The following is a 21,268-nucleotide window of genomic DNA, read 5'->3' as shown; positions in this document are numbered from 1 at the left end:
CATCGCTTAATTCTGAATCTTTTTCATACGATGGTATTGCAGCCGAAAGCATAAGCAGATTGGGCCAACTGATCTCCCACAATATGGTTTGAAGCGGGTTTAACTTCCCAGAGAGTCGGAAATACTTTATCAGGCCGCCGATTGTCCCCCAGAGGCTATTGACTCCTCTGGTTTTAGCAGGCTCACCCCTCTCATCAAGGTGATAGTGCTTAAGAAATTTGAAACATTTAACTGCTTCATAACTACAATGGTCACGGTTAGAATCTCGCTACCAGTCATGTTTTCACGGATGAAGCGTACAAGGCTTTTGGAGGGGCCGGCTTCCGTGTTGGTGATTGCCTGACCAATAACCTCCGCCAAGCGTTCCCCGTGCTGACTGAGTAGCTGATAGTTCGCCGCAATGGGAGATGTGCCGTCCTTGACCGGTTCAATCTCCAGCATAAGCCGGGATATCTTCATCACAGAACCCAAAGTAGCAGGGCGGATCTCAAACTTTCGCTTGGCCTTTAACCAGCCAAGTTTGATTGCGATCTTTTCCCACCACTTTGGGTTTAATCTATCAACGATCAGGAGTACCGGCTTCTCCAGGATAGTATCGGCTGTACCTGCAAGTATTTCCTTTTCTTCTTTTGTCATACCGGGTTAGAATTACGCCGCCAGGTCAGGGTTAACGATCTTAAGCGGCGAGGTCGCTGCTTTGGTCGGGATGAGAATGGTAGCGGTCAGATCGACCTGGGCCAGCTTGGTCTTCTGGAAGTTCCACTGAAGCACAGCATCGATTTTCGCGCGTACGATGGAGATCACCCAGCCGTCCTTCGTGGTTAACTCGATAGACTGCTCAATGGTGGGCGTTGATGCAGGAGCCTCCCACGAAGCACCGACAAGTGCCGTAGCCGGTGTATAGGTGCCGCCAAATACACGTTCCAGCGTTGCGGGGTCAACATCATAGGTGCTCCAGGTCAGCGTACGCTTGCCGGGTGTGGACTGCGAGAAGAAAGGGTCATCCTGCTCTTCTACCAGGAAGTCAGTAACAGAGGCTGCTTCATTGGCCAGCACCGCCGTGTCGGAAACAGTGGCGCCGAGCGCGGAAAGCGCGGCGCCCATACCGCCATCTGCGGCAATATCGCCCATCTTTAATGATGCGAGACCGATTGACTTTTTAGCCATTTTTATGAAAATTTAAAGGTTAACAGAAATGAATGAAAGACGAATATTCACGTAGTGCTCATTGTTGTCTGGCTCAGGAAATACCATCTGGTTCTGAACGGTAAAATTCACCTCGGCGCTCTCTACCCATATGTCGGTGAGCGATTCAACCGCAATACTTGCCAGCTCTTTTAATCGAGGGTGATTCGCCTGGCTCTGATCTTGGGTGCCGTTGCTGTTGAGAATTGGGTTGGGAACATGGATATTCACATTCACTACGCCTTCTTGAACCTGTTCGCCGGTGATCGGGAGGCTATTGATCACAACATCTTCTGATGTTGAATTTTGAGGGCGATATTTGTAAATACCGCCAGTAATGGCCGCTTTTAAGGGACTCGCATTGAGCCATTGCCAAACAATATCAACTACATCTAATGTTGTTCTCATAGCTTCTGAAGTTTCTTCCAGAGTTCTTCCACCGCTTTCCGCAGCTCGTTTTTAGCCAAAGTGCTCGATGACGATATGACGTCCTTTCCTTTACTTTCAACGGCAGCCGCGTAATCCATACCGGCAACACAGATCAGAACCAATCCGGACGGAAACTTTTGGGCGACTTCCAGGGCCTTCTCTCGTCCAACACTGGTCCCAGATGCGTCCCCTTTGGTGCTCACCTTTCGTTCTTTGCCATTTTTATCGATTACGGCCTTGTTGACCTTCGCCGACCTGCTGAAGTTTTCGATCAGTTGCTTACCATCTTTCAGGATAACATACCCGATTGAGTTTCGAAGGTTCCCGGTCTGGTCTTGGTAGTTGCCATTGGTTCGCGCATTTTTAACGAAGGTTTCCCCGATGAATTTCAGGCGCTCGATGTAGGCCTTCTGCACAACCTCAAGCTTACCTTGAAGCATCTTTTGAATTTGCTCCTTGGAAAACTTTGGTTTGATCTTTATAACCATAATCGAGCATCTAACTGGCCTTTTGAAAATCGCAGCACTTGCCCCTTCGCAATCTGCCGACCGTCTTGGGTAATGGAGACCTTCGCTCCATCGGCAAGGACCGCAGCCCCTTTTGGCATGTACACTATCCAGTTATACACAATGTTTTGACCATTTGCCAGCTGAATCATACGGCCGGAGCCATTGGGTTCAGCCCTGCAGGTGAGTTCGATGGTTTCAGTAGCTCCCGGAACTGGATTGCCGTTCGTGTCCTGGATTGACCCAGTAACGATATTTGCCATCAACTTGTGCGGGTACTGTATGATCACCATGGCTTTACACCGGTTACTGTTGGAACGGGGGTTAACAGGTCAGGAAGGCCGAGTTCACCGGCCAGCGCCGAATACCATGCTTTGATACCATCCAGGTTCCATTTAATGGAGTACCCGCCCTCGGAAACATCCTGAACACCGGCGAGCATTAATGGTAGCTGCGCATGGATGGCTGTTTTAAGGACCACCGTGTCAGCTTTCCCCGATATGGGGGAGTTCGGGTCTATGCCCTGCTCGATCATGATCAGAATAATCTCCTGGTCGGATACTCCGAATTTTCCTAGGATGGTAGTGAGGTATTCCTGGTTACTCATCGGTTCAACGAACTTTACGCGGTTGCCACATCAGTTTTCAACAGGTAAATGCCGTCGATTGCTTCCAGTGCAGGAAATGCATTGAGCTCAACCTCTGTGAATTCAGTCCACGGGCTGTTGTCACGGTACTTCTTAACCAGAGTACGGTCATACTTGGCATAAGTTATACCTTCAACCGGTTCCATTTCCTCGACCGTGAGAGCATTATGTACCAACCCGAGTTTACCGGCGGGTACAAACACCACATTTTCCTTTTTGAACGGATTGAGAATCTGCGGCTTGCCGTCTTTCTCTACCATACTTCGCACATTCACGATTTTCAGGACAGGGAGTTGGTTGGCCGACAGATACTCGTTCACCATATTGAGGGTGACAACAAAATTTTTGTTGCTCCCCGGATTCAGGTAACCAGAAATTGCCGACTTCACTTTGTCAAGATTCTTGATGTTCAACCAGGTTTCGCTTTCGATCCAGATTTCAGCAAACTTGCGGCCCTTTGCAGCGGCGTAGTTTACAACTTCGTTGATGTCCTTGAAAGGGTCTGCGGCGGCGTCAGACCACACAACAGCGACAGTCCGGGACTGGTCTTCTGCAGCCAGCAAATCAACTTCTCCGAACGCAACACCATCAGGATTGTTTGTCAGATTGATGTCGATCTTGAAATTGGAAATGCCCTGCCAGAACATCATGTCGAGCCGGCGGTCGGTTGACGTGGCGGCGTTTGTCACGTCATCATACAGCTTTTTGATCAGCTGATTCTTCTTTTCTGCGTCTGAAATCGGTAAGGCTTCCAGCATACGCAATGCCCTGTAGTCCTTCTGATTCAGTTTAAAAGATTCCTTCATGGTCGGTATCTTCCCCTCCAGGAGTTCGAGCTTTCCGCGGCTTCTCAACGGCGCCGGAGAGTCCGGATCAACAATTGAGGCAGCAGCTTCGATTCTGGAGCGTCCGATAACGGTATCGAACGTAAGTTCGATTTGCGGCAGGCCCCAATCCAGATACTGGCGCCATACCGACTGGCCAAACAGCACATCTTGTGAGTTGTCCAGCAAGGCCTGCAAATTTTGTTGGCTGGCCAGGTTGCCAAATATTGATGCTACTATAGCCATGTTAAAAGGATTGTGAGTAAATAATTAAGGGCAACGCCGCAGCGAGATCTGCAGAATACGGCACCCTGCGGGCGTATACGGTGCCTCGAATGACAACTGAAACACTTTCGCCGCTTTCTACCGTTGTTTCGGCAAACAGCAACCCTTTGGGCGGGAAAGCGAATGCGGCTGCATTTGCGCCAGTTGCAGAGGACTTGAACACCAAAGCGCCAGCAGCGACTGCGCCGATGGTTGTCCCCACCGTGATCATGTCGTATGCGGCATTTGATGTATCAATGACTGTAATAGGATATGCATCGTCCCCAACGACGGCACCGAAATTGTCGCCAACCTTAAAGCTGTGGCCTTTCTCGACCTTGTAAGAAGTAGCGGCCGCACCGGCGTTCTCGTAGACAACACCGGTAATGATCACTTTGGCAATTCTCGTGCTTTCGTCGAAACTCATAGGTGTTCCTGCCTTAATGACACTGGAGGCCGGGAGACCTGTGATGTCCAACAGAAAACCACCCTGGGCAAGTTGAATATCCTTGCCATCGCCCTGGAAAACGGGAATGTCGCCGGTAGTGAGAGTTCTTTTAAAACCTACTCCCATTTGGATTAATTTTTAGTGGGTAATGACTTTTCGTTTTGTTTTTTGGAGAAAGCAGCGATGTCAGGATCCACCTTGTCGGTGCCTGCCTGCTTACCTCCCAGTGGTTTTGTTATCTGGGAAAAACCCTGATCGGCCAACTCCTGTTTGTAGGCGGCGTGGTCAGTTTCAATCTCAGTAACAACTGCGTCGATGTCTTCTTCCTTCTCTACTGTACGGCCTTTTGCAAAGACAGCAGGTATTCCCTTTTCCTTCAGCCTTTCGTGAAGCTGCTGGCTCAGTGTTTTCTGCTGTTCGCCTTTTTTGATTGCCGCAATCTCTCCTGTGAGAGTTTGCACCATACCCATCAATTTCGTGAGTGGGTCATCGGCACCTTTTTCTTTGCCCTTTCTGGCTGACGGTTGAGCCGGTTTTTCGTCATCTTCCTCCGTTTCAGGATCTGCTTCAACAGGTTTTTGAACTGCCGCTACGCGACGGTCGCCTTCCTGCTGCAGAAGTTTTGCCAGTTCGGAAACGGGGATAAGTGAATCATCAAGTTCGGTGATAGCGCCCTCGATTTCTGATTCTTCTGTTACTTTGGCAGCTAGTTTATCGGCCAACAGTCCCAGTAAGTGTTTGGACAACCCTTTATGTTTAACAGAAAGTTTTGCCAAAATTTGCGGTCTGAACTTCATTTGAGAAGAACTTAGGTTAACAATGATCATTCTATGCGGACTGAACCCATTGAGGGAGAGAAGAAAGTGGGTTAACAAACAATGTTTTCAATCCGAATACAATCACAAAATTATTGTCCGTTGTATTCCTGTGCTTTTTTTGGAAGATTTTTTTGGGGAAATAAAAAAGGCGGGACATTGCCCGCCTAATGCATGATATCTTCAGTGCAAACTATCTTTTCACTAACTCTTCGCCGGTTAGGGCGTGGTACAGGTTCTGCAGCTGGTGGACGTAGTGAATGCGCCGCTTCCCGTGAAGGGCTTCACCATTATGAAAATGCAGGCAAAAACCTTCGTCCTGGGATATCCAATGAGAATCGCCAGTTGTTAATTGACCTGCCGCGTCGATGTAATCGGGAACCACAGCAAGGATGAACTCGAATTTCCGCAACCATTCTTCTGAAAGAGGGATGCCCGCCAATTCCCCCTCATCATAGACGAACGAAGCAACAGGGTAACCGAGCATAACCCTTTCAATCTGGTTTACTTCCTTGGAGTCTATGCACTCCACTGGAGATATCTTCCCCTTGTGAGAAAGAAGGTTACCTATCCTGATGTCAGTTGCTTTTAACATGGCGTGAATGTAATATATATCCTTTAACCAGCCAACGCCGTAACATATTTTGCGTTGTCCTTTACCCAGTAGGGCACTGACTTCAATCTACCTAGGTCGGCGGCCCTCTCTTCCACGTATTTATAGAACGCCGGCGGGGCATCGTTCACCTGGTTAACGCTCTTCCCATCCCATTTACCTATACCAAGTATCTGATCTTCGTATAGGCTCATTTCCTCGCTTGTAATAAGTATAGGCACTTGGTAGCATATGCACTGCGGATGCCATCCCACCCATTTAAAGTCCTTCGGGTACTTCCCGGCCAGTGGGTCGCAAATATCTGTTCGGGGATGGGCCTCGGAAAGCCTGATTTCAATCCCTACCACGAAAGGCTGTGTAAGCCAACGGTCATGGTCCGCGGTGCGGTATGCCATGTTGGTTTCGGTTCGGGTGAGCCTAAGTGCGTTTTTGTAGCTCGACCTGTAGACACCTTGTCCGGGCTGGTAGTTCAGGGCGGCCTTTGACAGCTTTAGTTGGCTTTTAGGATCATCACTTTTTGCCCGCACTCTGCGGAAAAGCTTGTCAGGGTCGTTCAGCTCCTTCTTCATTCTGCTGGCCATCCGAACGGCACTCTCGCCGGTTGAAATGCCCTCCGCCAGACCGAGCTCCACCTGGTTCTTAAACGGCTCAAGGGTTTTCCAGACGCGCTTCGAAAGGCCAAGCCCCTTTGTACGCCGAGTTTTAAAGGCTGTTTTTGCCTGATGATTGGTATCGTAATAGATTTTCCGGGCTTTGCCACTTACCTTGAAGTTCTTCAGCTTCCGGTCCAGAAAAACCCGATTCTTCTCATCAGAAAGCTGCCAAGCCTGGTCAACGCCGTTTACGATTGTGACCTCCAGCTTTTTCGCCATTCCAGCCAGTACATAGTCCACTCTACGCTTCAACAGCGGATAGTTGGCCAATGTGAAAATGGTTTGCTTATATGGCAGCGTTGAAGCCAACAGGGAAAGATCTACTATCGCATCATAGTAGATCTTTTTTATTTCGCGCTCCTTCTGATTCTGAAGGCTGATGAGCTTTTTACCGTATTCCTGCGCCTCGTCCATAGATATTATGCGGTTTCAATGTCAGCGCCGTACGAACCCTCTTCGATCATCTTCTTTTTCTCCGCCTCAACATCCTGCACCAGGGGATTTTGAGCAATGGCGCTATCCTGGCTCATTATCGCTTTACCGCCGCCAATAGCGGTGGACAATATATCAATCGCCTCTTGTTCATTTTTGGGGAGGTAGTATTCAAATTTCGGCGATATCATCAGGCGTTGCGCCGACTCAAACTTGTTGTTTATTTTAGCCAATGCCGCTTTGAGGTAGTTTATTCGGCGTTGAATACCTTCACCGAAAATGCCTTCCTTCCTGGCGGATTTCAAGTGGGCTCCGAGGAATAACATCTTCAAAGCAATACCCGAGAACGTGCCCAGGCTTTTCATTTCCTGGAGGCTTATTTTGGGCGTATCCGTAGTGTCAAAAATGAACTGAAGAAGATTCTCGATTTCCAGTTTAACCGATTCAGGCGATTGGTCCCATGTCAGGTATTCCGCGGTTGCACCATTTTTCCCCTGTACAACTTTGCCTGATTCTCCCTTATCGGCAAAGCCAGCTATTTCACCCGAGATAAATACCATCGGGCTGCCGAAGTAGTCGTTCGTATCTGCGTGGTTGCTAATAACGGTTTCAAGCCGTTCGATCATCTCCTGCACATCTGACCATTCCGGGAGGGGTTGATGGTAATAAATCACCGGTATCTTTCCTGAAGGATTCGGCTCTTGGGCCAATACCCACCCGACATCGGACTTTGTGCCCTTGATTGTTTTTTCTGGTTGGTAAAGGTCAAAGTGTTCGACATTCTGATCTCCGACTTTTACTTTGTAGCCCCTGCCAAACCCTATCATATCCCCTGCTGCGTCGAATACCGGATATAAATCATCGCCTAACGATTTTGCAAGAATGCGAAGACGAAGCTTCTGTTTTGAACCCTCTGAGCTGGTCCCCGCCCAATATTCCTTTTCAGCAGGTTGGGTATACCAGAGCTCCGCGCATTCCGTTTCGGACATCATCATTTCTGCAAGGGCCATGGACTTGTAGTCCAGCTTGTTGTCGTCCCAAACCTTTTTTATAATTGACAGAAAATCATCCTCGATCGGCAATGTAGGCTGCGCAAAAAGCTGTATCGGATTGCCACAAAGGAAAGCGGCCGCACGGGAGACTATCAGCTTTTGTAATGGAATGGATAGGCGGGCGACCTTCACGGGCGATTCTCTCCCGCCCTTGTCTTTCTTTATTTTATCAGGACGCTCCGTAGGGCTATGTACTTTATGTTTTTTCGGATCCAGCTGCTCCAAAAAGGATTTCACGTCAATGTTCTCTTTCTCCTTTTGAATTGTATTAACAATAGCCGCGAAATTTTCTTCGTTGATTTGCTGCAGTTCGGGCACTTCCATGATTTAACAAATTATAATGTAAAGTTAGAAACGGTTGTATTCCCGCTAGAAAAACACACCTGACAGGTCCTGCGCCACGGCTTCCTGTGAAGATGGATAAAACGTATTGGCCAGGGCATCGAACCGATCTGGCGACCGACCGAGCCGCTTCTTGATGTCATCTTTCGGCTCAATGATTATTTTCCCGTTGCTCTGAAACTTCCAACGGGCCTCAGTGGCCTCCTGTAAAAGATCATCATCAGGCGGCAGCATGGCCTTGGAGCCCTTGGAGGGGTCAAGCCAATCCCTTACCGCCCAGAATAGGTAAGCCCGCAGGTTCGCGAATTCGTATTGCCCTGTAAGGTCTGTAAGCGGGTTTCCTCCGCTATCCGTCGCGGCCTCGGAGAACTTGCAGGAATACACGTTTGTCATTCCCTGCTCCGCGAGTATCGGAACGATTGCGGCACCCTCTCCGATGGTGTCCACGAATGCCATGGCCTTTTTCCCCGTGTACTTATCGGCGTGGGTGTTAAGTGTGACTTTGGTGATGCCGGCGATTTCCGTGTGATTGGCCTTGCCTCCAGAGTGCACCATCTTCAGTGTGTCCACAAAGTCGGCATATCGAGGGCAGAAACAAGAGCTATCCCGTCCCATGCCGGCAACATCCACGCCCAGGCGAAGAACATCGTGCCTGGGAAACCCTTCTTTGACAAACTCCTGCCAACGCTGGTTAGCGAGCTCGATCCAGTAGCGGGGAATGAGAGTGTCCGCGCTTTCTTTGGGGCCGAGTCCGAGCACTTTAATGCGGAAAAGGTCGTTAGGGCGGTAACAACTCCCCTCCCATCGGAAATCGCCTTCGCCCTCATTGAAATCGCTTTCCTGAATGAGTGTGCACCAGGTACTCACCTTATCATTCACCCATTCGTAGTCCACCTGGCCGGGGATGACTGTCTTTTTCTCCAGGACATTCGGCGCATTCATAGAGTTCAGCCGGAACTTTTTCCAGCGACTCGATGACTGTGACTTGGCGGCATAACCGGTGGTGCGGTTGAAGTTGAACACGAGCAGGATTCGGGAATTACCCTGCAGGTTACCTTCGATAGCGTCGTAGATAGTTTCCGCGACCCCCGAGGCCTCGGTAACGGCAAACATGGTATTCACCGCGTGGAAGCCGGACCAGGCCTCGTGGTTGTGCTCATCGGCTTTAAACCCGGTAAGAAACCACTCTTCGTGCCCCGTTTTAATCCCATACGACTGCAGTTCCCCGGCCATAAAGCCGAATCCCTTTGATACCATTCGCCGGTGAATTCTGGCTATCTCTGGCATCATAATGTCCTTCACCTGCCGGTCTGTTGGCGCCGTGAGCGCGACCTTGGTGTTGGAGATGAGGTCTCCGTTTTTAAACCGCGGAGTAGTGTAGAGGAAGCACAACGAGGATACCGCGGTAACGAAGTCTTTGCCGCGGGCGGTACCGGATGTTACGGAGGTCATTTTCTCATGCTGGACGGATAGGAGTATCTTCTCCTGCTCGCTGTCCAGTTTCACGCCCATGATGTCCCTGGCGCAATATGCCCAGTCTTCCCGGCTCCGTTTGAGCATGCCCGCCAGCTTTTCCATAAACGCCGGGGAAAGTCCTTTACTCGCCACCCATTACCGTTTTAAACAGGTTCTTCAATTCGTCGTCGGTGCTGACCTGCAGTTTGTCGTTCCACATGGCCAAGTGCCTGCCCAGCAACTCCAGACACTTGGTCTTGTCATGTAGTTTTATTTCTATTCCGTTCCTCCCCTGCTTGATGCTGGCCACGGCTGCCATCTTCTCTGGGGCAATGCCATCTGTAGGGAACACGTCAACGATCTTGTACGTGGTTTTGCTGTCCTTCCTTTTGGGCTGTGGCTCATCGTCTTCCTCTGGCGCATTGAATCCAATGGGGCCGGTGGGGTCTTCCTCTACGGCCTCCACCTTTACGAAGTCCGTAACACGTGCAAAGGCGATATAGGCGATCTCTTCCAGTACCCGGTCAGCTTTGATCTCGGTGCGCTGTTCCCTGGCGCCCATCAGCTGGCGGACAAAGTGTTGAATATTGGCTTTTTTCAGGAGGTCGGACGCTTGGGAGCCTGCGCTATTCTCACTGTATCCCGCCCGAATGGCCGCTGCTGTTGCGTTTAGGTCAATTATGTATTCCTCACAAAACCGCTTTTGCTGTGGCTCCAAAGGGGTTAAAGTGATGGTGTTTGCGGTATTTTCTGGGTCTGGTGCGGGGATAACTATTGGCGGTTGCTGAAGGCGCTCAATTTCCGCAGCAATGGCGGCATGTTTCAACCACCTTTTGCCGCTTGAGGCCGCTAATTTGCGGTCTGCCTTCGGAAAAACTTTTAGGTAAGATTCAATGTGGTCGCCGTTCTGCACGTAATGTTTGGCGAATTTCTTCTGTTGTGGCTTTAATGCCATGGGTTAACGCGTTGTTTCCACAAAAATACAGTTGGTTGTGTTTCTGCACTCCTTTTAGGCTACACAACACAGTTGCCGATTTGTTTTAATATGAAAAGCATGTATAAGAATGTGCAAAAGGCGGAAATACACGCCCAGTTTAGCTAACGAAATTCTTTCTTTCTTCTATCCACATAGGGGGATAACTTGTGTGTTATTGTAACGATGGAACGAGGTAAATTTGTAGGGAAATGCAAAAAGCATAAAAATAAACGATCGGATAATTTGAGCTCGACAAATCTGCACAACCCAATGTGCGGATTAACTTCAAATCTTTCCTTTCATTGGTCAGGGTCCAAACCTGGCCTTTTTTATTTTTATGCTTTATGGTACAAAGATACGATTGTTCGTTTTGACGAAAATTTAAAGTTCCGCACAACACCCTACACTCTGATATTCAATTTATTAACATGATTTGTAACACCAAATAAATACTCCCCATGTGGAAAAATGGCCAACACATTTTAATTTTAATAATACCACACTAACTATTTGCAACCTCAAGCAGCACATCCCCATGACACGGCTCACCAACCTTGCACCAACATGCGAGGTTTTTACCGGCTAGTTCGGCCCGGATGGCCTCTGCTGAAGGCGGACGGCCAGCGTGAATATTCAGTACCGGGTTACCGGCAAGCCATGTTTTGAAATTGGCTGCAGCTGCGACTCCAGTGAATGGGTTCCCCCATTTCCCCGGCCGGGTTACGCTGACGGTGTTCGGCGGCATGCGCCAGCCTTTGGTTCTCTTACGTTGGATTCGTTGTGGTGTCATGGCTTTTCGATTGGTTGGCTATCAGGCCAGGTGAGTAACTGGGCACTATAAGGCAGGTAAAGTGGGTGCCTGGGATAACCACCTTTGGTCAGTCCTAAACAGTAAAACGGGACATCCCCTAGGATGGTTTTGTATTCCAATGGCTCTTTGCTTGCTGACGAATAGATGTGAGCGCCCCAGGCTGCAACGCAGAATGCCACGTTGGCCGCCATGTGTTTTACTTCATTCTGATTTCGGACAGCCATTTCTATCCGTTCACCCTGCGTGCATCCTGTTTCAAGAAACTTCATGAGTTCTGACGGAGAGGATGTCCGGTATGGATTTAAATTTCCTACGAAGAACCCACCTGCGCCCCACCGATGGCAAAACCCAATCAGGCGGCGTATTGTTGGGTCGTCCTGATCAGAATCCGCTGTACTTGGGTTCAGCATAATGAAAAGTACCAGCGGCTTTGTTTCATCCCATATGCGCCACAGCTGGTAACGGAACTGTCCGCAGGTTGATATTTTTGCTCCTTTCCTCATGTTATACTTTTTTGTTTATCCTCATGGTGGAGAAATGAGAGTTCTTGTTTAGATTGTATTGCTTTTGTGCTTCAGGCCGTACGCGAAAGCCAATTCCACAATCTGCCGAGGCCGCGGCAGTGGTGTGCAGAGCTGCAGTCCTACCTTGCGGGCGAACCAAAGCGCCGATTCCAGATCGCGGCTATGCTGTGGGCACAGGAACGAGCGCGCTATCTTTCCTTTAGGGGGAAGTGTAAACCCTGATTTGAATAACCTTTCCAGGCTCTCTTTGCTCTCAATCAGAATCATGCTTCTTGTATCTGGGTCGCCACTGCCGTCGGCTGGCGTCTGCCATTCTACCCAGCCGAGTAGCTTTTCGCAGATCTCGGCGTCCAGCTCCCGGTCGGAAAGTGAGGCCCACTGGCGCGAAGGAATCCCCCCTCTGTAATTCCATATACCCAGCTGCCCCTTGGCGGGAATCGGCGCGGCGAATTCTTCAACATCGCCCAGTACCCAACCGAACCGCCCAGGGGTATAATCCCCGAACTTCAGCTCATGGGTGCCGTACATGCCGGGGTATTGGTCAAACTCTTGTACCAGCTTCTCCACAGGTACTACATCTTTCAATACCGCGCGGCCCAGAATCGAGCCATGGTGGAAAATGCCGATGTGCTTACCGTATGAAAGAAATGGCTCCGTAGCACACAATTCCCGGTTCAATTTCGGCATGCCGGCGCTAGAGTGGATCAGGATTGGGCCGCGGTATCTGGTTGCCCAGGAGCGGGTTTCTACTCTTTTCGCCCCTGTAATGATCAGGGAAGCCCAGGGCTGTTGAATGGAGATGGCTTTCATGATTTCAATTTTTCGAGGGAACTTTTGATTTGTTTGTCGGTGAAGCCTTGGTAAGAAAGCCATCCCCGCAGGGTGTCCTGGGCCAATCCGTTGTTGACACTATTTGCTTGCGACCATACCCCTATTTCAGCTGCCTTGTCGCAGATTAGCTGGGCAATCCTTTCAGCTGCCTGGTTGTCGTCAAACTCAACTTCCGCAACTTCATCATCCCTTTCGGTACTCCAGCGCCAGTTTGTTTCCTGGCATGACTGCAATATTTTCATAATTGTATCTTTCATATCCTGCTTGCCGGTTTCCTCCGGCTGGTTTAACTTTTTGATAACCGCCCGCAGGCGTTTGTTTTCCTGCTTCAGCTTCTTTACCTGGCTGATCTTTCGCAGCTTCCGCGGTGTGTCATAGCAGGTGCAGAAATACTTTCTATCTTCCGGGTCACGGTGTAGCATGCCGTAACAACCAGGTATGAATATTCTCTGCCCTCCGTATTGAGTCCATTGGCACCTCATTAACCCCCAGTTTCTTTTACTGCATAATACTTCCCATCCCGGAATTCAATACCAGGGATCACCCCCGATTTTACATGATTGAATACACAGGATTTGAAGGAAGAAAGACTACCATAATGGCGGGGAAGTGAGTCAAAGAGCTGCTTAATGTCCATTCCTGGCCTGCGACGGACCTGCTTAATCATTTCCTCCCGGAAATACTTAAAGGCCGTCATCCGGTCATTCTGGCTACCTGCTGTTGATCGTTTCATCCAGTCCTCAAGTGTTACCTTGTATACCTGCCGGTTCAGCCGCGGCGCAAGAACCTCCTGAACCCTGCTTACCTCACCGTAAGTTCTTTCGGAGTGTGCGAGTATTCCGACGCCCAACCGCTTGCAGATATCAATCTGGATTCCGTTTTGGTACTGTAGAGATTTCGACATTGGCACCGCCACATACGAGTAGTTGAAATATCCGGTGTTCTTTCGGGCCTGCTCGATCACATCGAAGTTGAGGGACTTCTTTACCTCCAGTGCTACCCGTATGGGCTTCCGTTCCGCCACGATATCGACGATGCCACCGGCGGGCACTTCCTGGTAGACGTCCCAATCACTGAAGTAGTCGATAAAGTGTACCGCGAGCTCTGCTTCCGTCATTGTTTCGGTTGGTTTGGTGAAGGAATGAGGCCCAAAGATTTTAGCATTGTAGCCAAACGAGCTCGGGAATACGGGTCATTTTTCATATCCCGACCAAGAGAATAACCAGATGTGTACGCCTCCGCTTCCCATTGGACGGCAAGGCGGGCGGCAGGCATGTGCTCAATAATTAGCTGTTCATAATGCTCTGGATCTTTATGCTTAATATACTCCTTCTCCCAGGCCCTCGCCATTTCCTCCGCCCTTTGCCTTACACGTTCTTCGTATTTGTTCATTTTATTCTGTTTTATCTTTTAATTCGATTGTATTACAGCTCCAACAATGTATACTCCACCCTTGGTTATTTTTGAAATCGGATGTCAGGAACCTGCCTACAGCCTCTTCCTTCGATCTAACTTCATTATCTGTATAAGCCATTTGTTTGATCATGCTAGATCGCTTGCCGCCCTCATCCTTTACCCACAAAAAAGAAACATTGTATACATTCATATAATTATTTATTATAGCATTTGTCGTTTTGTTCCATCGTGTTAAATTTTAGGTGGTTCAGGAAATGGCATCCAATGTGTAATGAGAGAGTCCTCACTAATGCCGGAGCCTTCCCATTCTCCGCCGGTATGATGGCATACTGTTTGGAAAAATTCCCCATCATCGTCGAAAGAACCGGCATACACCTCTGTGTAAGGTTCTGGCAAACAGGCCTCCACACTTATCCACTGGCTGGCCGGCTTCGTTTCTCCGGAGGATAGGCGGCGCATTTCCAGAACCACCTGGTGCGAATTGAGGTCAGCGCCTGAAATTCGTCCAGGGTAAGGACAGTCTTAAATTCCAGCGGTTTTGCATCATGGTTGCTCATTACTCTGTGATTTTAAATTTTGCTTCGTCCGCTGCACCACGCAGCATGTCCCACAAATCGAGTTTATCGATGGGAGAACGGTTCATTTCCCTGAGCTCCCCCAGCTCGAACCTAACCCATTCTTTTACCTGCTTTTTTGTATGGGGCAGGTAGTCGGGAATTTCGAATTCAAATGATATCTTAACTCTCATTGGTCAATTTTTGCAGTGAACGAATTGCAGGTACCTTGCTTTTTGATTGCGAAACCACCAATACCACACCGCACCTCTGACTCCCTGGTGTAGGTACCTACGGACCACGCTGACTTTACCTGTTCTACCTTGCTCGTGAAGTGCTGGCAGTTAATGCAGAACGGCATAACCGGCTTCGCCTGATAGCCCTGTGTTTCTTTAGCTTTTTGTTGTTTGCTCATATTTTAGTTTTTTTATTTTGATTCTTCATCTACCACCGCGTCCGGCGGCACGAGCCCCAACTCTTTCAGCTGGTTCAGGATGAGCCACCGCTCCTTTGGGTATGGTGTGTAGCCATCTTCTACGGCGCTGGTGTTGTATCCATCTGCCCAAGCCTCGGACAGTTCGAACATGATGATGACGGCCAGTTCTTCCGGCGCCATGGCCGCAATCTTCCGCACCCACTGGTCAAGGTGCTGCTTGTAGGTTTTGTACATGGCCTTAAGGTCGCGCAGGGCTGATCGGGAAAAAACCGGTACCGGTGGGGATTTTCCCCCTTTTTAGCATCTGTATTTTCGGAAATACTGTAAAAAGTTCACCCAGAACCGGTTGCCGCGCTCTTGTTTTTCCCAGAATCCCCACATCCTCCTTCTCTTGCCCATCCAGACTAGGGTAACCGCTTTCTTCCCATTTAGCAATTCCACCCGGTGAACGTGTTCCGCGCGGCGGATGAGCACAGCACCCGGATAATACCGCCGCCGGCTGTCCGGGGTTTCTTCGATGTACCCCCGCCACAGAAGAAGGGAAACAAAGTCCCACGGGTGATCATGCAGGTCGTCGGTCCAGTCCGACCGGTGGAAGATGTGCAGGCACAGTTGCCAGCGGCTTGTTTCGATGAGCGTGTACCTGGTCAGGTAGGGTATCATGTGATCACCGCGGAGCTCACAGCCGTATATAACCTTTCTTGTTTGGAAGAGTTTCATTGCTCCCCCGTGTCCGTAGCGGGTGCGGCTGAAGGTTTAACAATTAGGTTGTCGTCCTCGTCAATTTCGTGACACCCAGGGCAGTAGTGGACGTCTTCATCAACATGCCAACCATTATCTTCCGGATGCGCACTGTTGTTGTCGGGAAACACTGAAAACCCGTTCCCGTCTTCGTAAATGTCATTGCACACATTGCACTCGATAACGATGCACTCAACTTTTGTTATCATTTCTTTCCGGTGTCCGTAGCCGGTTCGGTTAAAAAAGCTTCAGTTTCGTTTTTTATTCGCAAATACCCCAGGTTCCCATACAGGCCGGGACATCTTCGCGTACTCCCGGTTGATCTTCTCCCGCTTGTCGCTGTATGGTTTGGTCCTATGGATCTTCTTATCCTTTGGGGGAAGTCCTTCGTTTTTTAACTTAAGACGGTATTCGAGGTATGTGCTCATCAGAACATTTTCAGCTGTGATTGATATAATTCCATTCTTTTGGTTGCCGCTGCATGGTAGTCCGGGTCCAATTCAAATCCTACGAACTCAAACCCCATATCAATACAGGCAATCAACGAACTGGCGCTTCCTACATGGGTGTCCAGAATTTTGTCGCCTGGCTTAGCGAACTTTGAAAGGATCTGTTTGTAAAGCACGATGGGTTTCTGAGTCGGGTGGATTTTTGCTGTCGATTTTGCTATTCTTTTATTATTAGACGTGGTATTTTGTATCAGCGACCTAGATATAGTAATATTAATTATGCTTTTGTTAAAAGAAGTCCAAAACAATTCAGACATCGCGAATGACACTCCCTCCGGTTGTGGCTTGATCCAAACAACCCACCCCCTTGATGGAGGGAGTAAGTCAGCAAAGTAGTTTCCCCCGGAAATTATTTGATTATTTGAAACTCTAAAAAGCTCTTCAAAATACTCCATTGGGGGACGGCTGGCGTCCCATTTTTTTGCACCAGGATACTGAGTCAGACCCCCTTGACTTTTTCTCATGCCTATTGTACCTGATCTATTCGCAATATCGATCCCATAAGGCGGATCAACAATGGCCAGCTCAAAGTACTTGTCCGGAAATTGCTTCATTCCCTCCATGCAATCCATGTTATATAATCTGTTCAGTTCCATGGTGAATTAGTTAAGAATTTCAAGAATCTGGCCAACCAGCCACTCCATTACCGGAGGGGTTACGGCGTTCCCCAGCTGCTTCACTTGGTCTTTCGATGACCCCAGGACCACGTAATCTCGACCAAAGGCCATAGCTAACTTTACTTCGTGAGCTTTTAACATGCGGTAGTAACAATCCTCCACCCGAGGTGTCTGGTAGTTTACCAAGGCTGCCCTATCGTTGGTGGTGATGGTGCCGGTGGGCTCGGTGAAATGCTGCACGCAGTTGCTACCGTTGTAATAGGAAGCCAGGAATGACTGCCAGGCTTCCGTTGCGTTACCACCATGGTAACCCACGGTGGTAACACAGCCGGCGGGTGCCGTTATGCTCTTTGCGAATGAAGTCCCCTTATTTTCAACCATCACCGGTGGTGGCGCAATGAGCGCCATGCTCTGTCGCGTTGTTTGCGTCTGGAAGGCCTGAGCGGTAGATCTGGCGTTTTGCTCGTTCTTACTGTGCTCCTGCTTGATCACGAAAGGGAATACCACTTTAAAATGTGGCTGGGTGGTCACAGCGGGGATACACTCAGCCGCAGCCCGAACACGATGCCCGATGCCGGTGGAGTGCTGATCGTTTATAATAAACGGCTGCACAATTCCATGATGATCTGTTGTAGTGACCGTGCCGGTGGGCTCACTCAATGACCTGGCGTACCCTGGGGAGTAATTAACAACCTGAAATGGCTCTTTCCCGTAGCGGTCCAGTCCGTACTGAATTCGCTTAGCCGTGTTGGGGCTGAGCGGCTTCTCCCGGTCCCCGATTCGCCTGCCAGGGTCCGACCAGTCGATGCAGTTGAACGCGGCGTAATAATAGGGCTCGACCACCGATCCATCCACGGGGCAGCAATACACGTACTGTTGCCGGTATTTCCCAAACCTGACATCCGAACGTTTCCAGGTCTGAACTGCCGCCACGTCCTTACCGCATTTCGGACAGTGAGCGGCCGGCGTGTAGTCGAGGTTGGGCTCTTTCAGCCACTTTTTCCAGAAAACTACGTACATGCGGTCGCGGCTCTGCGGCGTCGGGTGGTGGTGCATGCTGTTGTGGTATACGCAGCGGTGCTTATAGTCCAGTGCATGCATGGCGTGGAGCCAGCTCTCGAACATAACCCACTTGCGGGCGTCCACCACGTTCTCTACGATAATGGCGAGATAGCCGTGGTATTCGGCGAATCGGGGAACATCCCACATGGTCGCGCGGGACCGTTCGGCGGCGGCATCCAGTTTCCCAGCGGCGAACATGTCGAGCTGCTGCTTCACTACTTTTTGGCCCTTGGCCAGGGAGTGGTTCGTACATTCCGGTGAGGTAATCAGAATATGAGTGGACGGGTACCTGCGTGGGTCGCTGGCGCTGATATCAGTGCAGTCATGTAAAGTATCCGGGAAATTGGTATTGTGCGTTTCAATGGCCAGTTGCCAGTGATTGAGGGCCAGCTTAACCTCTACGCCGCCGCCCAGCTTTTCCCCGGCGCTTGTCGCACCTTGCGAGCTGCCGCCGGCGCCGCAAAACTGATCTGTAATGGTGATATGTGAATTCTTCTTTGGCATCCTTACTTCCTCCCGGTACCGCCGGGGCGTTTAAAAAAGTGTTTGTTGAATTGGAGCGGTCTGTTTTCCGGCCCCCATACATGCCATGCCTATCATTCCGCTTTGCAGGGTCAGAACTGGGTTGATATTACAGGGGAGCTCCGCGAGCTTGCACCAGTCCTTATCACGGTGGACGCAGCCGGCACATGACTCGTCGATATTGTCCTTTGCCCAGTAGTCCACTACTTCACTATCCCCGGCCTTTCTTGCCATCGCCTTCCATTCTTCCCATCTTGCCCTCCTTTCCTTGTCAGACATGGCTTCTCGGTTTACTCCGAGCAGCTCAGCCCATGAGGTTTCCCGCTTTACGGGTTCGATTTCAGGAGGATCAACGGTCATGTCATCCACCAGGTAAGATTCCACTTCCGCTACTTCTACGGTTGGGGCCGCGCCTTTCCAATCACCTTTATAGAAATCGCAGTCTATACCCATGCTTGGGCCAAGGACGATTCCGGTTTCGCGGTTAAACTTCAGGTACTTTTCAGTTGACCGGTTCCGGTATCCGCCGGGGTCGGAAAGCGTAAAGGGCAAACTCCCTTGAGGAAGAATGAAAGCGGCCATCGGCGCCAGGTATCCGGCAATCTCAACCACTTTGAGATCGAAATCGTTCCCCTTATACTTTAGCCATTTCGATGACCTGTCGGATTTTATGTTACCAAAAGGCGGGTTGCTCACCGCCATATCAAAACGGCCTAAAGACTTGATCAGTTCCTCATCCAGCACATCACCGTGAATCCATTCTGCTTCAGGGAAAAGCTTCTTACCCACCTCGATGAATCCGTAATTGCGTTCAACACAAACCACACGCACCTCAGTTTCCTCCCAGGTAATCATCCTGTGGTAGTACAGGAACGAAAGCATGCCAATCCCAGCGCAAAGGTCTACGACTGACTTACCGCCTACCATTAACTGAAAGTCTCTGGCAAGCCCAACCGGAGTAAAAAACGAGGCGATCGTTCCAATTTGATTATCATACGCCGGATACCAGTTCTCATAAACGAACAGTTTTTCGTCGTAGGTCATCTCCTCCTGGTTGAGCAGATCGACACATTTCTGATGCTGCTTTATTTGTTGCTTTGAAAGTTTCATGTTTAGGAAATTTTCGTTTGCTGGTCATCAACAATCTCATACCCGATATCGAGGAAGTTGTTCGCCCAATCTTTTGCGGCTTCTTCCGCCTGGAATTCTATTTCCTCCTGTGTGGCATCTTCGTCTACTTCGATGTAAACGTGGCCCTTTCGGTTGGCGCCCGCTATTCCTACACTTAGTGAAACATCTACCTGAATTGTTTTCATCTTTTTTATTTTAATTAAACGTCGGTTTAAACTTGAACGGTCGATGCCATTCTTCTTTTTCAGCGAACTGCGCCAATTCTTTACACGTGTATCTCATGCACCACACAAGCCACTCCGCGCACCCTTCATCTTTGCTCCAGATTTCCAGGTCCAGCTGAATCGGGTAATCCTTTCCGTCTCGCTGTGTATATCCGGTTATTATCTTGAATTGCTGTCCGCGGTCGATCATTTCAATCACATTAAAACCCCGGATAATTCGGCCGCGGCCCTGGATACCTCGTTGTCGGTGATCGACAGCAGCGCCTCATAGTTCACATGGGGGTTAAATACCACCTTCCCGTCGAACTTGAATCCTTCCATGACCTCGTGCTTCACCGCGGCCTCGAATGCCGCGTAGGCGGTTTTCACGATCTCATCGTAGGTCATGTGTTCGGATAGGTACCACTTGCGACCGTGCCAGGTCTGTATGTCCCCGGTTTTTGTACACGGCGCCTCGTAGGTCACCTGCAGGAAGATTCGCCCGTTGATGGTGTCCTTACAGTCTCGCTCGATGCGAAGCTGAAAGGCGGCGCCGAAAACGGACATGGTGATGTAGCTGCAGAATGCTTTGACTGTTTCGATTTTCATAAATGCTTTTTAAGTTCAGTTAAAACAGTTTTGTAGTTTTTTACGGTGAACCTGATCACCCGCCAGCCGAGCGCCTGGGCCTCATTGTATTTTTCCGCGTCGCCCGTGTACCCAAGAAGAGTTGTATGTCCTGATTTTTCGCTGTTCAGGCCCTCGTACTCGATTCCTATCTTGTAGGCCGGTAGCGCGAAGTCGAATCGCCAGCGGCGGACTTGATGAAACCGGTGCTCGCGAACGACATCTATATTCTCCGTAATGGCAAACCACGCCAGCTGCCCCCACATCCACCGGACTTGCTCGCAGTCGCCGGGTGGAAGCGGCTTTTTCTTTCCGGGCTTTTTGCCCTCCAGTTCCTGCAGGAGATTCTGGTTTAAGTCCGCGGCCTTACTGGCTTTCAGGTCTGATATGGTGAAACGTGACTTCATGCTGGTTGTTCTTCTATGAGTGGTTGGCGCAGCAGGTCATCTACCTTTACTCCGAACAGGTCTGATAGCTGCAGGAGATATTCCGATTTCTGCGGCAACACGCGGCCGCGTTCCCAGTGCTGGTACCTTGACAATGCGATGCCTATCTTCTTGGCAACGTGCTGCTGTGTCATTTCTGATTTCTCCCGAAGGAAGAGCAGGTTTGATGCGAATCGTTGTTTGATGGTCATTTCTCTG

General features: G+C 49.7%; 32 protein-coding genes. All 32 read right to left on the bottom strand.

What is annotated here, in order from left to right; translation table 11 throughout:
* Positions 1 to 129: 129 nt before the first annotated feature.
* Positions 130 to 636 (bottom strand): hypothetical protein, encoded by a 507-nt coding sequence (locus EGT74_RS24195; RefSeq protein ID WP_123849199.1) that lies wholly within the window; start codon positions 634 to 636, stop codon positions 130 to 132.
* 12 nt (positions 637 to 648) lie between these two features.
* Positions 649 to 1,167 (bottom strand): hypothetical protein, encoded by a 519-nt coding sequence (locus EGT74_RS24190; RefSeq protein ID WP_123849198.1) that lies wholly within the window; start codon positions 1,165 to 1,167, stop codon positions 649 to 651.
* Positions 1,168 to 1,179: 12 nt separating this feature from the next.
* Entirely contained in the window at positions 1,180 to 1,593 is a 414-nt protein-coding gene (locus tag EGT74_RS24185; protein ID WP_123849197.1) for a hypothetical protein, read from the bottom strand.
* Positions 1,590 to 2,102 carry a hypothetical protein gene (locus EGT74_RS24180; RefSeq protein ID WP_123849196.1) on the bottom strand — a complete coding sequence of 171 codons (513 nt, stop codon included), beginning with the start codon at positions 2,100 to 2,102 and terminating at the stop codon, positions 1,590 to 1,592. Before EGT74_RS24180 ends, EGT74_RS24185 begins: the two co-directional genes overlap by 4 nt.
* Complete coding sequence (locus EGT74_RS24175; protein WP_123849195.1) at positions 2,093 to 2,413, bottom strand: hypothetical protein; 321 nt, start codon at positions 2,411 to 2,413, stop codon at positions 2,093 to 2,095. Before EGT74_RS24175 ends, EGT74_RS24180 begins: the two co-directional genes overlap by 10 nt.
* On the bottom strand, positions 2,407 to 2,727 hold the full coding sequence (locus EGT74_RS24170; RefSeq protein WP_123849194.1) for a DUF6706 family protein: 321 nt from the start codon (positions 2,725 to 2,727) through the stop codon (positions 2,407 to 2,409). Before EGT74_RS24170 ends, EGT74_RS24175 begins: the two co-directional genes overlap by 7 nt.
* Positions 2,728 to 2,741: 14 nt before the next feature.
* Positions 2,742 to 3,836, bottom strand: a complete 1,095-nt coding sequence (locus EGT74_RS24165) for a major capsid protein (RefSeq protein ID WP_123849193.1) — start codon at positions 3,834 to 3,836, stop codon at positions 2,742 to 2,744.
* Between the two features lies 1 nt (position 3,837).
* Positions 3,838 to 4,428 (bottom strand): hypothetical protein, encoded by a 591-nt coding sequence (locus tag EGT74_RS24160; protein ID WP_123849192.1) that lies wholly within the window; start codon positions 4,426 to 4,428, stop codon positions 3,838 to 3,840.
* 5 nt (positions 4,429 to 4,433) lie between these two features.
* A complete protein-coding gene (locus tag EGT74_RS24155) occupies positions 4,434 to 5,099 on the bottom strand; it encodes a hypothetical protein (RefSeq protein ID WP_123849191.1) in 666 nt (221 codons plus the stop codon).
* Between the two features lie 211 nt (positions 5,100 to 5,310).
* Positions 5,311 to 5,712, bottom strand: a complete 402-nt coding sequence (locus EGT74_RS24150) for a hypothetical protein (RefSeq protein WP_123849190.1) — start codon at positions 5,710 to 5,712, stop codon at positions 5,311 to 5,313.
* Positions 5,713 to 5,735: 23 nt separating this feature from the next.
* Positions 5,736 to 6,797 (bottom strand): hypothetical protein, encoded by a 1,062-nt coding sequence (locus EGT74_RS24145; protein WP_123849189.1) that lies wholly within the window; start codon positions 6,795 to 6,797, stop codon positions 5,736 to 5,738.
* A gap of 5 nt (positions 6,798 to 6,802) precedes the next feature.
* The gene (locus EGT74_RS24140; protein WP_123849188.1) at positions 6,803 to 8,191 is read right to left on the bottom strand and encodes a phage portal protein; all 1,389 of its coding nucleotides are present in this window, start codon (positions 8,189 to 8,191) and stop codon (positions 6,803 to 6,805) included.
* 45 nt (positions 8,192 to 8,236) lie between these two features.
* Entirely contained in the window at positions 8,237 to 9,787 is a 1,551-nt protein-coding gene (locus EGT74_RS24135; RefSeq protein ID WP_123849187.1) for a hypothetical protein, read from the bottom strand.
* A gap of 19 nt (positions 9,788 to 9,806) precedes the next feature.
* The gene (locus EGT74_RS24130) at positions 9,807 to 10,619 is read right to left on the bottom strand and encodes a terminase small subunit (RefSeq protein WP_123849186.1); all 813 of its coding nucleotides are present in this window, start codon (positions 10,617 to 10,619) and stop codon (positions 9,807 to 9,809) included.
* 523 nt (positions 10,620 to 11,142) lie between these two features.
* On the bottom strand, positions 11,143 to 11,430 hold the full coding sequence (locus EGT74_RS27415; RefSeq protein ID WP_123849185.1) for a DUF4326 domain-containing protein: 288 nt from the start codon (positions 11,428 to 11,430) through the stop codon (positions 11,143 to 11,145).
* Positions 11,427 to 11,954, bottom strand: coding sequence for a DUF1643 domain-containing protein (locus EGT74_RS24120; RefSeq protein WP_123849184.1), 528 nt, complete (start codon positions 11,952 to 11,954; stop codon positions 11,427 to 11,429). Before EGT74_RS24120 ends, EGT74_RS27415 begins: the two co-directional genes overlap by 4 nt.
* Before the next feature lie 48 nt (positions 11,955 to 12,002).
* Entirely contained in the window at positions 12,003 to 12,785 is a 783-nt protein-coding gene (locus EGT74_RS24115) for an ASCH domain-containing protein (RefSeq protein WP_158618288.1), read from the bottom strand.
* Positions 12,782 to 13,228 carry a hypothetical protein gene (locus tag EGT74_RS24110; RefSeq protein WP_123849182.1) on the bottom strand — a complete coding sequence of 149 codons (447 nt, stop codon included), beginning with the start codon at positions 13,226 to 13,228 and terminating at the stop codon, positions 12,782 to 12,784. Before EGT74_RS24110 ends, EGT74_RS24115 begins: the two co-directional genes overlap by 4 nt.
* A 59-nt stretch (positions 13,229 to 13,287) precedes the next feature.
* Positions 13,288 to 13,923, bottom strand: coding sequence for a hypothetical protein (locus EGT74_RS24105; RefSeq protein ID WP_123849181.1), 636 nt, complete (start codon positions 13,921 to 13,923; stop codon positions 13,288 to 13,290).
* Positions 13,920 to 14,198 (bottom strand): hypothetical protein, encoded by a 279-nt coding sequence (locus tag EGT74_RS24100; RefSeq protein ID WP_123849180.1) that lies wholly within the window; start codon positions 14,196 to 14,198, stop codon positions 13,920 to 13,922. Before EGT74_RS24100 ends, EGT74_RS24105 begins: the two co-directional genes overlap by 4 nt.
* A 255-nt stretch (positions 14,199 to 14,453) precedes the next feature.
* Positions 14,454 to 14,681 (bottom strand): DUF551 domain-containing protein, encoded by a 228-nt coding sequence (locus EGT74_RS27410; RefSeq protein WP_394338039.1) that lies wholly within the window; start codon positions 14,679 to 14,681, stop codon positions 14,454 to 14,456.
* A 97-nt stretch (positions 14,682 to 14,778) separates the two neighbouring features.
* On the bottom strand, positions 14,779 to 14,970 hold the full coding sequence (locus EGT74_RS24090; protein ID WP_123849178.1) for a hypothetical protein: 192 nt from the start codon (positions 14,968 to 14,970) through the stop codon (positions 14,779 to 14,781).
* The gene (locus EGT74_RS24085) at positions 14,967 to 15,191 is read right to left on the bottom strand and encodes a hypothetical protein (protein ID WP_123849177.1); all 225 of its coding nucleotides are present in this window, start codon (positions 15,189 to 15,191) and stop codon (positions 14,967 to 14,969) included. The genes EGT74_RS24090 and EGT74_RS24085 overlap by 4 nt, the downstream gene beginning before the upstream one ends.
* Before the next feature lie 12 nt (positions 15,192 to 15,203).
* Positions 15,204 to 15,446: a hypothetical protein gene (locus tag EGT74_RS24080; RefSeq protein ID WP_123849176.1), complete on the bottom strand. Its 243-nt coding sequence runs from the start codon at positions 15,444 to 15,446 to the stop codon at positions 15,204 to 15,206.
* A 63-nt stretch (positions 15,447 to 15,509) separates the two neighbouring features.
* Positions 15,510 to 15,875: a hypothetical protein gene (locus EGT74_RS24075; protein ID WP_123849175.1), complete on the bottom strand. Its 366-nt coding sequence runs from the start codon at positions 15,873 to 15,875 to the stop codon at positions 15,510 to 15,512.
* Between the two features lie 505 nt (positions 15,876 to 16,380).
* Positions 16,381 to 17,058: a DNA methyltransferase gene (locus EGT74_RS24070; RefSeq protein ID WP_123849174.1), complete on the bottom strand. Its 678-nt coding sequence runs from the start codon at positions 17,056 to 17,058 to the stop codon at positions 16,381 to 16,383.
* Between the two features lie 6 nt (positions 17,059 to 17,064).
* Positions 17,065 to 18,645 carry a DNA cytosine methyltransferase gene (locus EGT74_RS24065; protein ID WP_123849173.1) on the bottom strand — a complete coding sequence of 527 codons (1,581 nt, stop codon included), beginning with the start codon at positions 18,643 to 18,645 and terminating at the stop codon, positions 17,065 to 17,067.
* A 30-nt stretch (positions 18,646 to 18,675) separates the two neighbouring features.
* On the bottom strand, positions 18,676 to 19,773 hold the full coding sequence (locus EGT74_RS24060) for a methyltransferase (RefSeq protein ID WP_123849172.1): 1,098 nt from the start codon (positions 19,771 to 19,773) through the stop codon (positions 18,676 to 18,678).
* Positions 19,774 to 19,775: 2 nt separating this feature from the next.
* Positions 19,776 to 19,979 carry a DUF7167 family protein gene (locus tag EGT74_RS24055; RefSeq protein ID WP_123849171.1) on the bottom strand — a complete coding sequence of 68 codons (204 nt, stop codon included), beginning with the start codon at positions 19,977 to 19,979 and terminating at the stop codon, positions 19,776 to 19,778.
* Positions 19,980 to 20,213: 234 nt separating this feature from the next.
* Positions 20,214 to 20,606: a hypothetical protein gene (locus EGT74_RS24050; protein ID WP_123849170.1), complete on the bottom strand. Its 393-nt coding sequence runs from the start codon at positions 20,604 to 20,606 to the stop codon at positions 20,214 to 20,216.
* Complete coding sequence (locus EGT74_RS24045) at positions 20,603 to 21,031, bottom strand: endonuclease domain-containing protein (protein WP_220392962.1); 429 nt, start codon at positions 21,029 to 21,031, stop codon at positions 20,603 to 20,605. Before EGT74_RS24045 ends, EGT74_RS24050 begins: the two co-directional genes overlap by 4 nt.
* Positions 21,028 to 21,261, bottom strand: coding sequence for a helix-turn-helix domain-containing protein (locus tag EGT74_RS24040; RefSeq protein WP_123849169.1), 234 nt, complete (start codon positions 21,259 to 21,261; stop codon positions 21,028 to 21,030). Before EGT74_RS24040 ends, EGT74_RS24045 begins: the two co-directional genes overlap by 4 nt.
* Positions 21,262 to 21,268 lie beyond the last annotated feature (7 nt).

This window comes from Chitinophaga lutea (genome assembly GCF_003813775.1).
GTDB classification, from domain to species: domain Bacteria; phylum Bacteroidota; class Bacteroidia; order Chitinophagales; family Chitinophagaceae; genus Chitinophaga; species Chitinophaga lutea.
This window is presented reverse-complemented; position numbering and strand designations above follow the sequence as displayed.

Excerpts from the sequence above, each read along its gene's own strand:
- EGT74_RS24195 (WP_123849199.1), bottom strand. The coding sequence starts at position 636 with ATGACAAAAGAAGAAAAGGAAATACTTGCAGGTACAGCCGATACTATC.
- EGT74_RS24190 (WP_123849198.1), bottom strand. The coding sequence starts at position 1,167 with ATGGCTAAAAAGTCAATCGGTCTCGCATCATTAAAGATGGGCGATATT.
- EGT74_RS24185 (WP_123849197.1), bottom strand. The coding sequence starts at position 1,593 with ATGAGAACAACATTAGATGTAGTTGATATTGTTTGGCAATGGCTCAAT.
- EGT74_RS24180 (WP_123849196.1), bottom strand. The coding sequence starts at position 2,102 with ATGGTTATAAAGATCAAACCAAAGTTTTCCAAGGAGCAAATTCAAAAG.
- EGT74_RS24175 (WP_123849195.1), bottom strand. The coding sequence starts at position 2,413 with ATGGTGATCATACAGTACCCGCACAAGTTGATGGCAAATATCGTTACT.
- EGT74_RS24170 (WP_123849194.1), bottom strand. The coding sequence starts at position 2,727 with ATGAGTAACCAGGAATACCTCACTACCATCCTAGGAAAATTCGGAGTA.
- EGT74_RS24165 (WP_123849193.1), bottom strand. The coding sequence starts at position 3,836 with ATGGCTATAGTAGCATCAATATTTGGCAACCTGGCCAGCCAACAAAAT.
- EGT74_RS24160 (WP_123849192.1), bottom strand. The coding sequence starts at position 4,428 with ATGGGAGTAGGTTTTAAAAGAACTCTCACTACCGGCGACATTCCCGTT.
- EGT74_RS24155 (WP_123849191.1), bottom strand. The coding sequence starts at position 5,099 with ATGAAGTTCAGACCGCAAATTTTGGCAAAACTTTCTGTTAAACATAAA.
- EGT74_RS24150 (WP_123849190.1), bottom strand. The coding sequence starts at position 5,712 with ATGTTAAAAGCAACTGACATCAGGATAGGTAACCTTCTTTCTCACAAG.
- EGT74_RS24145 (WP_123849189.1), bottom strand. The coding sequence starts at position 6,797 with ATGGACGAGGCGCAGGAATACGGTAAAAAGCTCATCAGCCTTCAGAAT.
- EGT74_RS24140 (WP_123849188.1), bottom strand. The coding sequence starts at position 8,191 with ATGGAAGTGCCCGAACTGCAGCAAATCAACGAAGAAAATTTCGCGGCT.
- EGT74_RS24135 (WP_123849187.1), bottom strand. The coding sequence starts at position 9,787 with ATGGAAAAGCTGGCGGGCATGCTCAAACGGAGCCGGGAAGACTGGGCA.
- EGT74_RS24130 (WP_123849186.1), bottom strand. The coding sequence starts at position 10,619 with ATGGCATTAAAGCCACAACAGAAGAAATTCGCCAAACATTACGTGCAG.
- EGT74_RS27415 (WP_123849185.1), bottom strand. The coding sequence starts at position 11,430 with ATGACACCACAACGAATCCAACGTAAGAGAACCAAAGGCTGGCGCATG.
- EGT74_RS24120 (WP_123849184.1), bottom strand. The coding sequence starts at position 11,954 with ATGAGGAAAGGAGCAAAAATATCAACCTGCGGACAGTTCCGTTACCAG.
- EGT74_RS24115 (WP_158618288.1), bottom strand. The coding sequence starts at position 12,785 with ATGAAAGCCATCTCCATTCAACAGCCCTGGGCTTCCCTGATCATTACA.
- EGT74_RS24110 (WP_123849182.1), bottom strand. The coding sequence starts at position 13,228 with ATGCTACACCGTGACCCGGAAGATAGAAAGTATTTCTGCACCTGCTAT.
- EGT74_RS24105 (WP_123849181.1), bottom strand. The coding sequence starts at position 13,923 with ATGACGGAAGCAGAGCTCGCGGTACACTTTATCGACTACTTCAGTGAT.
- EGT74_RS24100 (WP_123849180.1), bottom strand. The coding sequence starts at position 14,198 with ATGAACAAATACGAAGAACGTGTAAGGCAAAGGGCGGAGGAAATGGCG.
- EGT74_RS27410 (WP_394338039.1), bottom strand. The coding sequence starts at position 14,681 with ATGCGCCGCCTATCCTCCGGAGAAACGAAGCCGGCCAGCCAGTGGATA.
- EGT74_RS24090 (WP_123849178.1), bottom strand. The coding sequence starts at position 14,970 with ATGAGAGTTAAGATATCATTTGAATTCGAAATTCCCGACTACCTGCCC.
- EGT74_RS24085 (WP_123849177.1), bottom strand. The coding sequence starts at position 15,191 with ATGAGCAAACAACAAAAAGCTAAAGAAACACAGGGCTATCAGGCGAAG.
- EGT74_RS24080 (WP_123849176.1), bottom strand. The coding sequence starts at position 15,446 with ATGTACAAAACCTACAAGCAGCACCTTGACCAGTGGGTGCGGAAGATT.
- EGT74_RS24075 (WP_123849175.1), bottom strand. The coding sequence starts at position 15,875 with ATGATACCCTACCTGACCAGGTACACGCTCATCGAAACAAGCCGCTGG.
- EGT74_RS24070 (WP_123849174.1), bottom strand. The coding sequence starts at position 17,058 with ATGGAACTGAACAGATTATATAACATGGATTGCATGGAGGGAATGAAG.
- EGT74_RS24065 (WP_123849173.1), bottom strand. The coding sequence starts at position 18,645 with ATGCCAAAGAAGAATTCACATATCACCATTACAGATCAGTTTTGCGGC.
- EGT74_RS24060 (WP_123849172.1), bottom strand. The coding sequence starts at position 19,773 with ATGAAACTTTCAAAGCAACAAATAAAGCAGCATCAGAAATGTGTCGAT.
- EGT74_RS24055 (WP_123849171.1), bottom strand. The coding sequence starts at position 19,979 with ATGAAAACAATTCAGGTAGATGTTTCACTAAGTGTAGGAATAGCGGGC.
- EGT74_RS24050 (WP_123849170.1), bottom strand. The coding sequence starts at position 20,606 with ATGAAAATCGAAACAGTCAAAGCATTCTGCAGCTACATCACCATGTCC.
- EGT74_RS24045 (WP_220392962.1), bottom strand. The coding sequence starts at position 21,031 with ATGAAGTCACGTTTCACCATATCAGACCTGAAAGCCAGTAAGGCCGCG.
- EGT74_RS24040 (WP_123849169.1), bottom strand. The coding sequence starts at position 21,261 with ATGACCATCAAACAACGATTCGCATCAAACCTGCTCTTCCTTCGGGAG.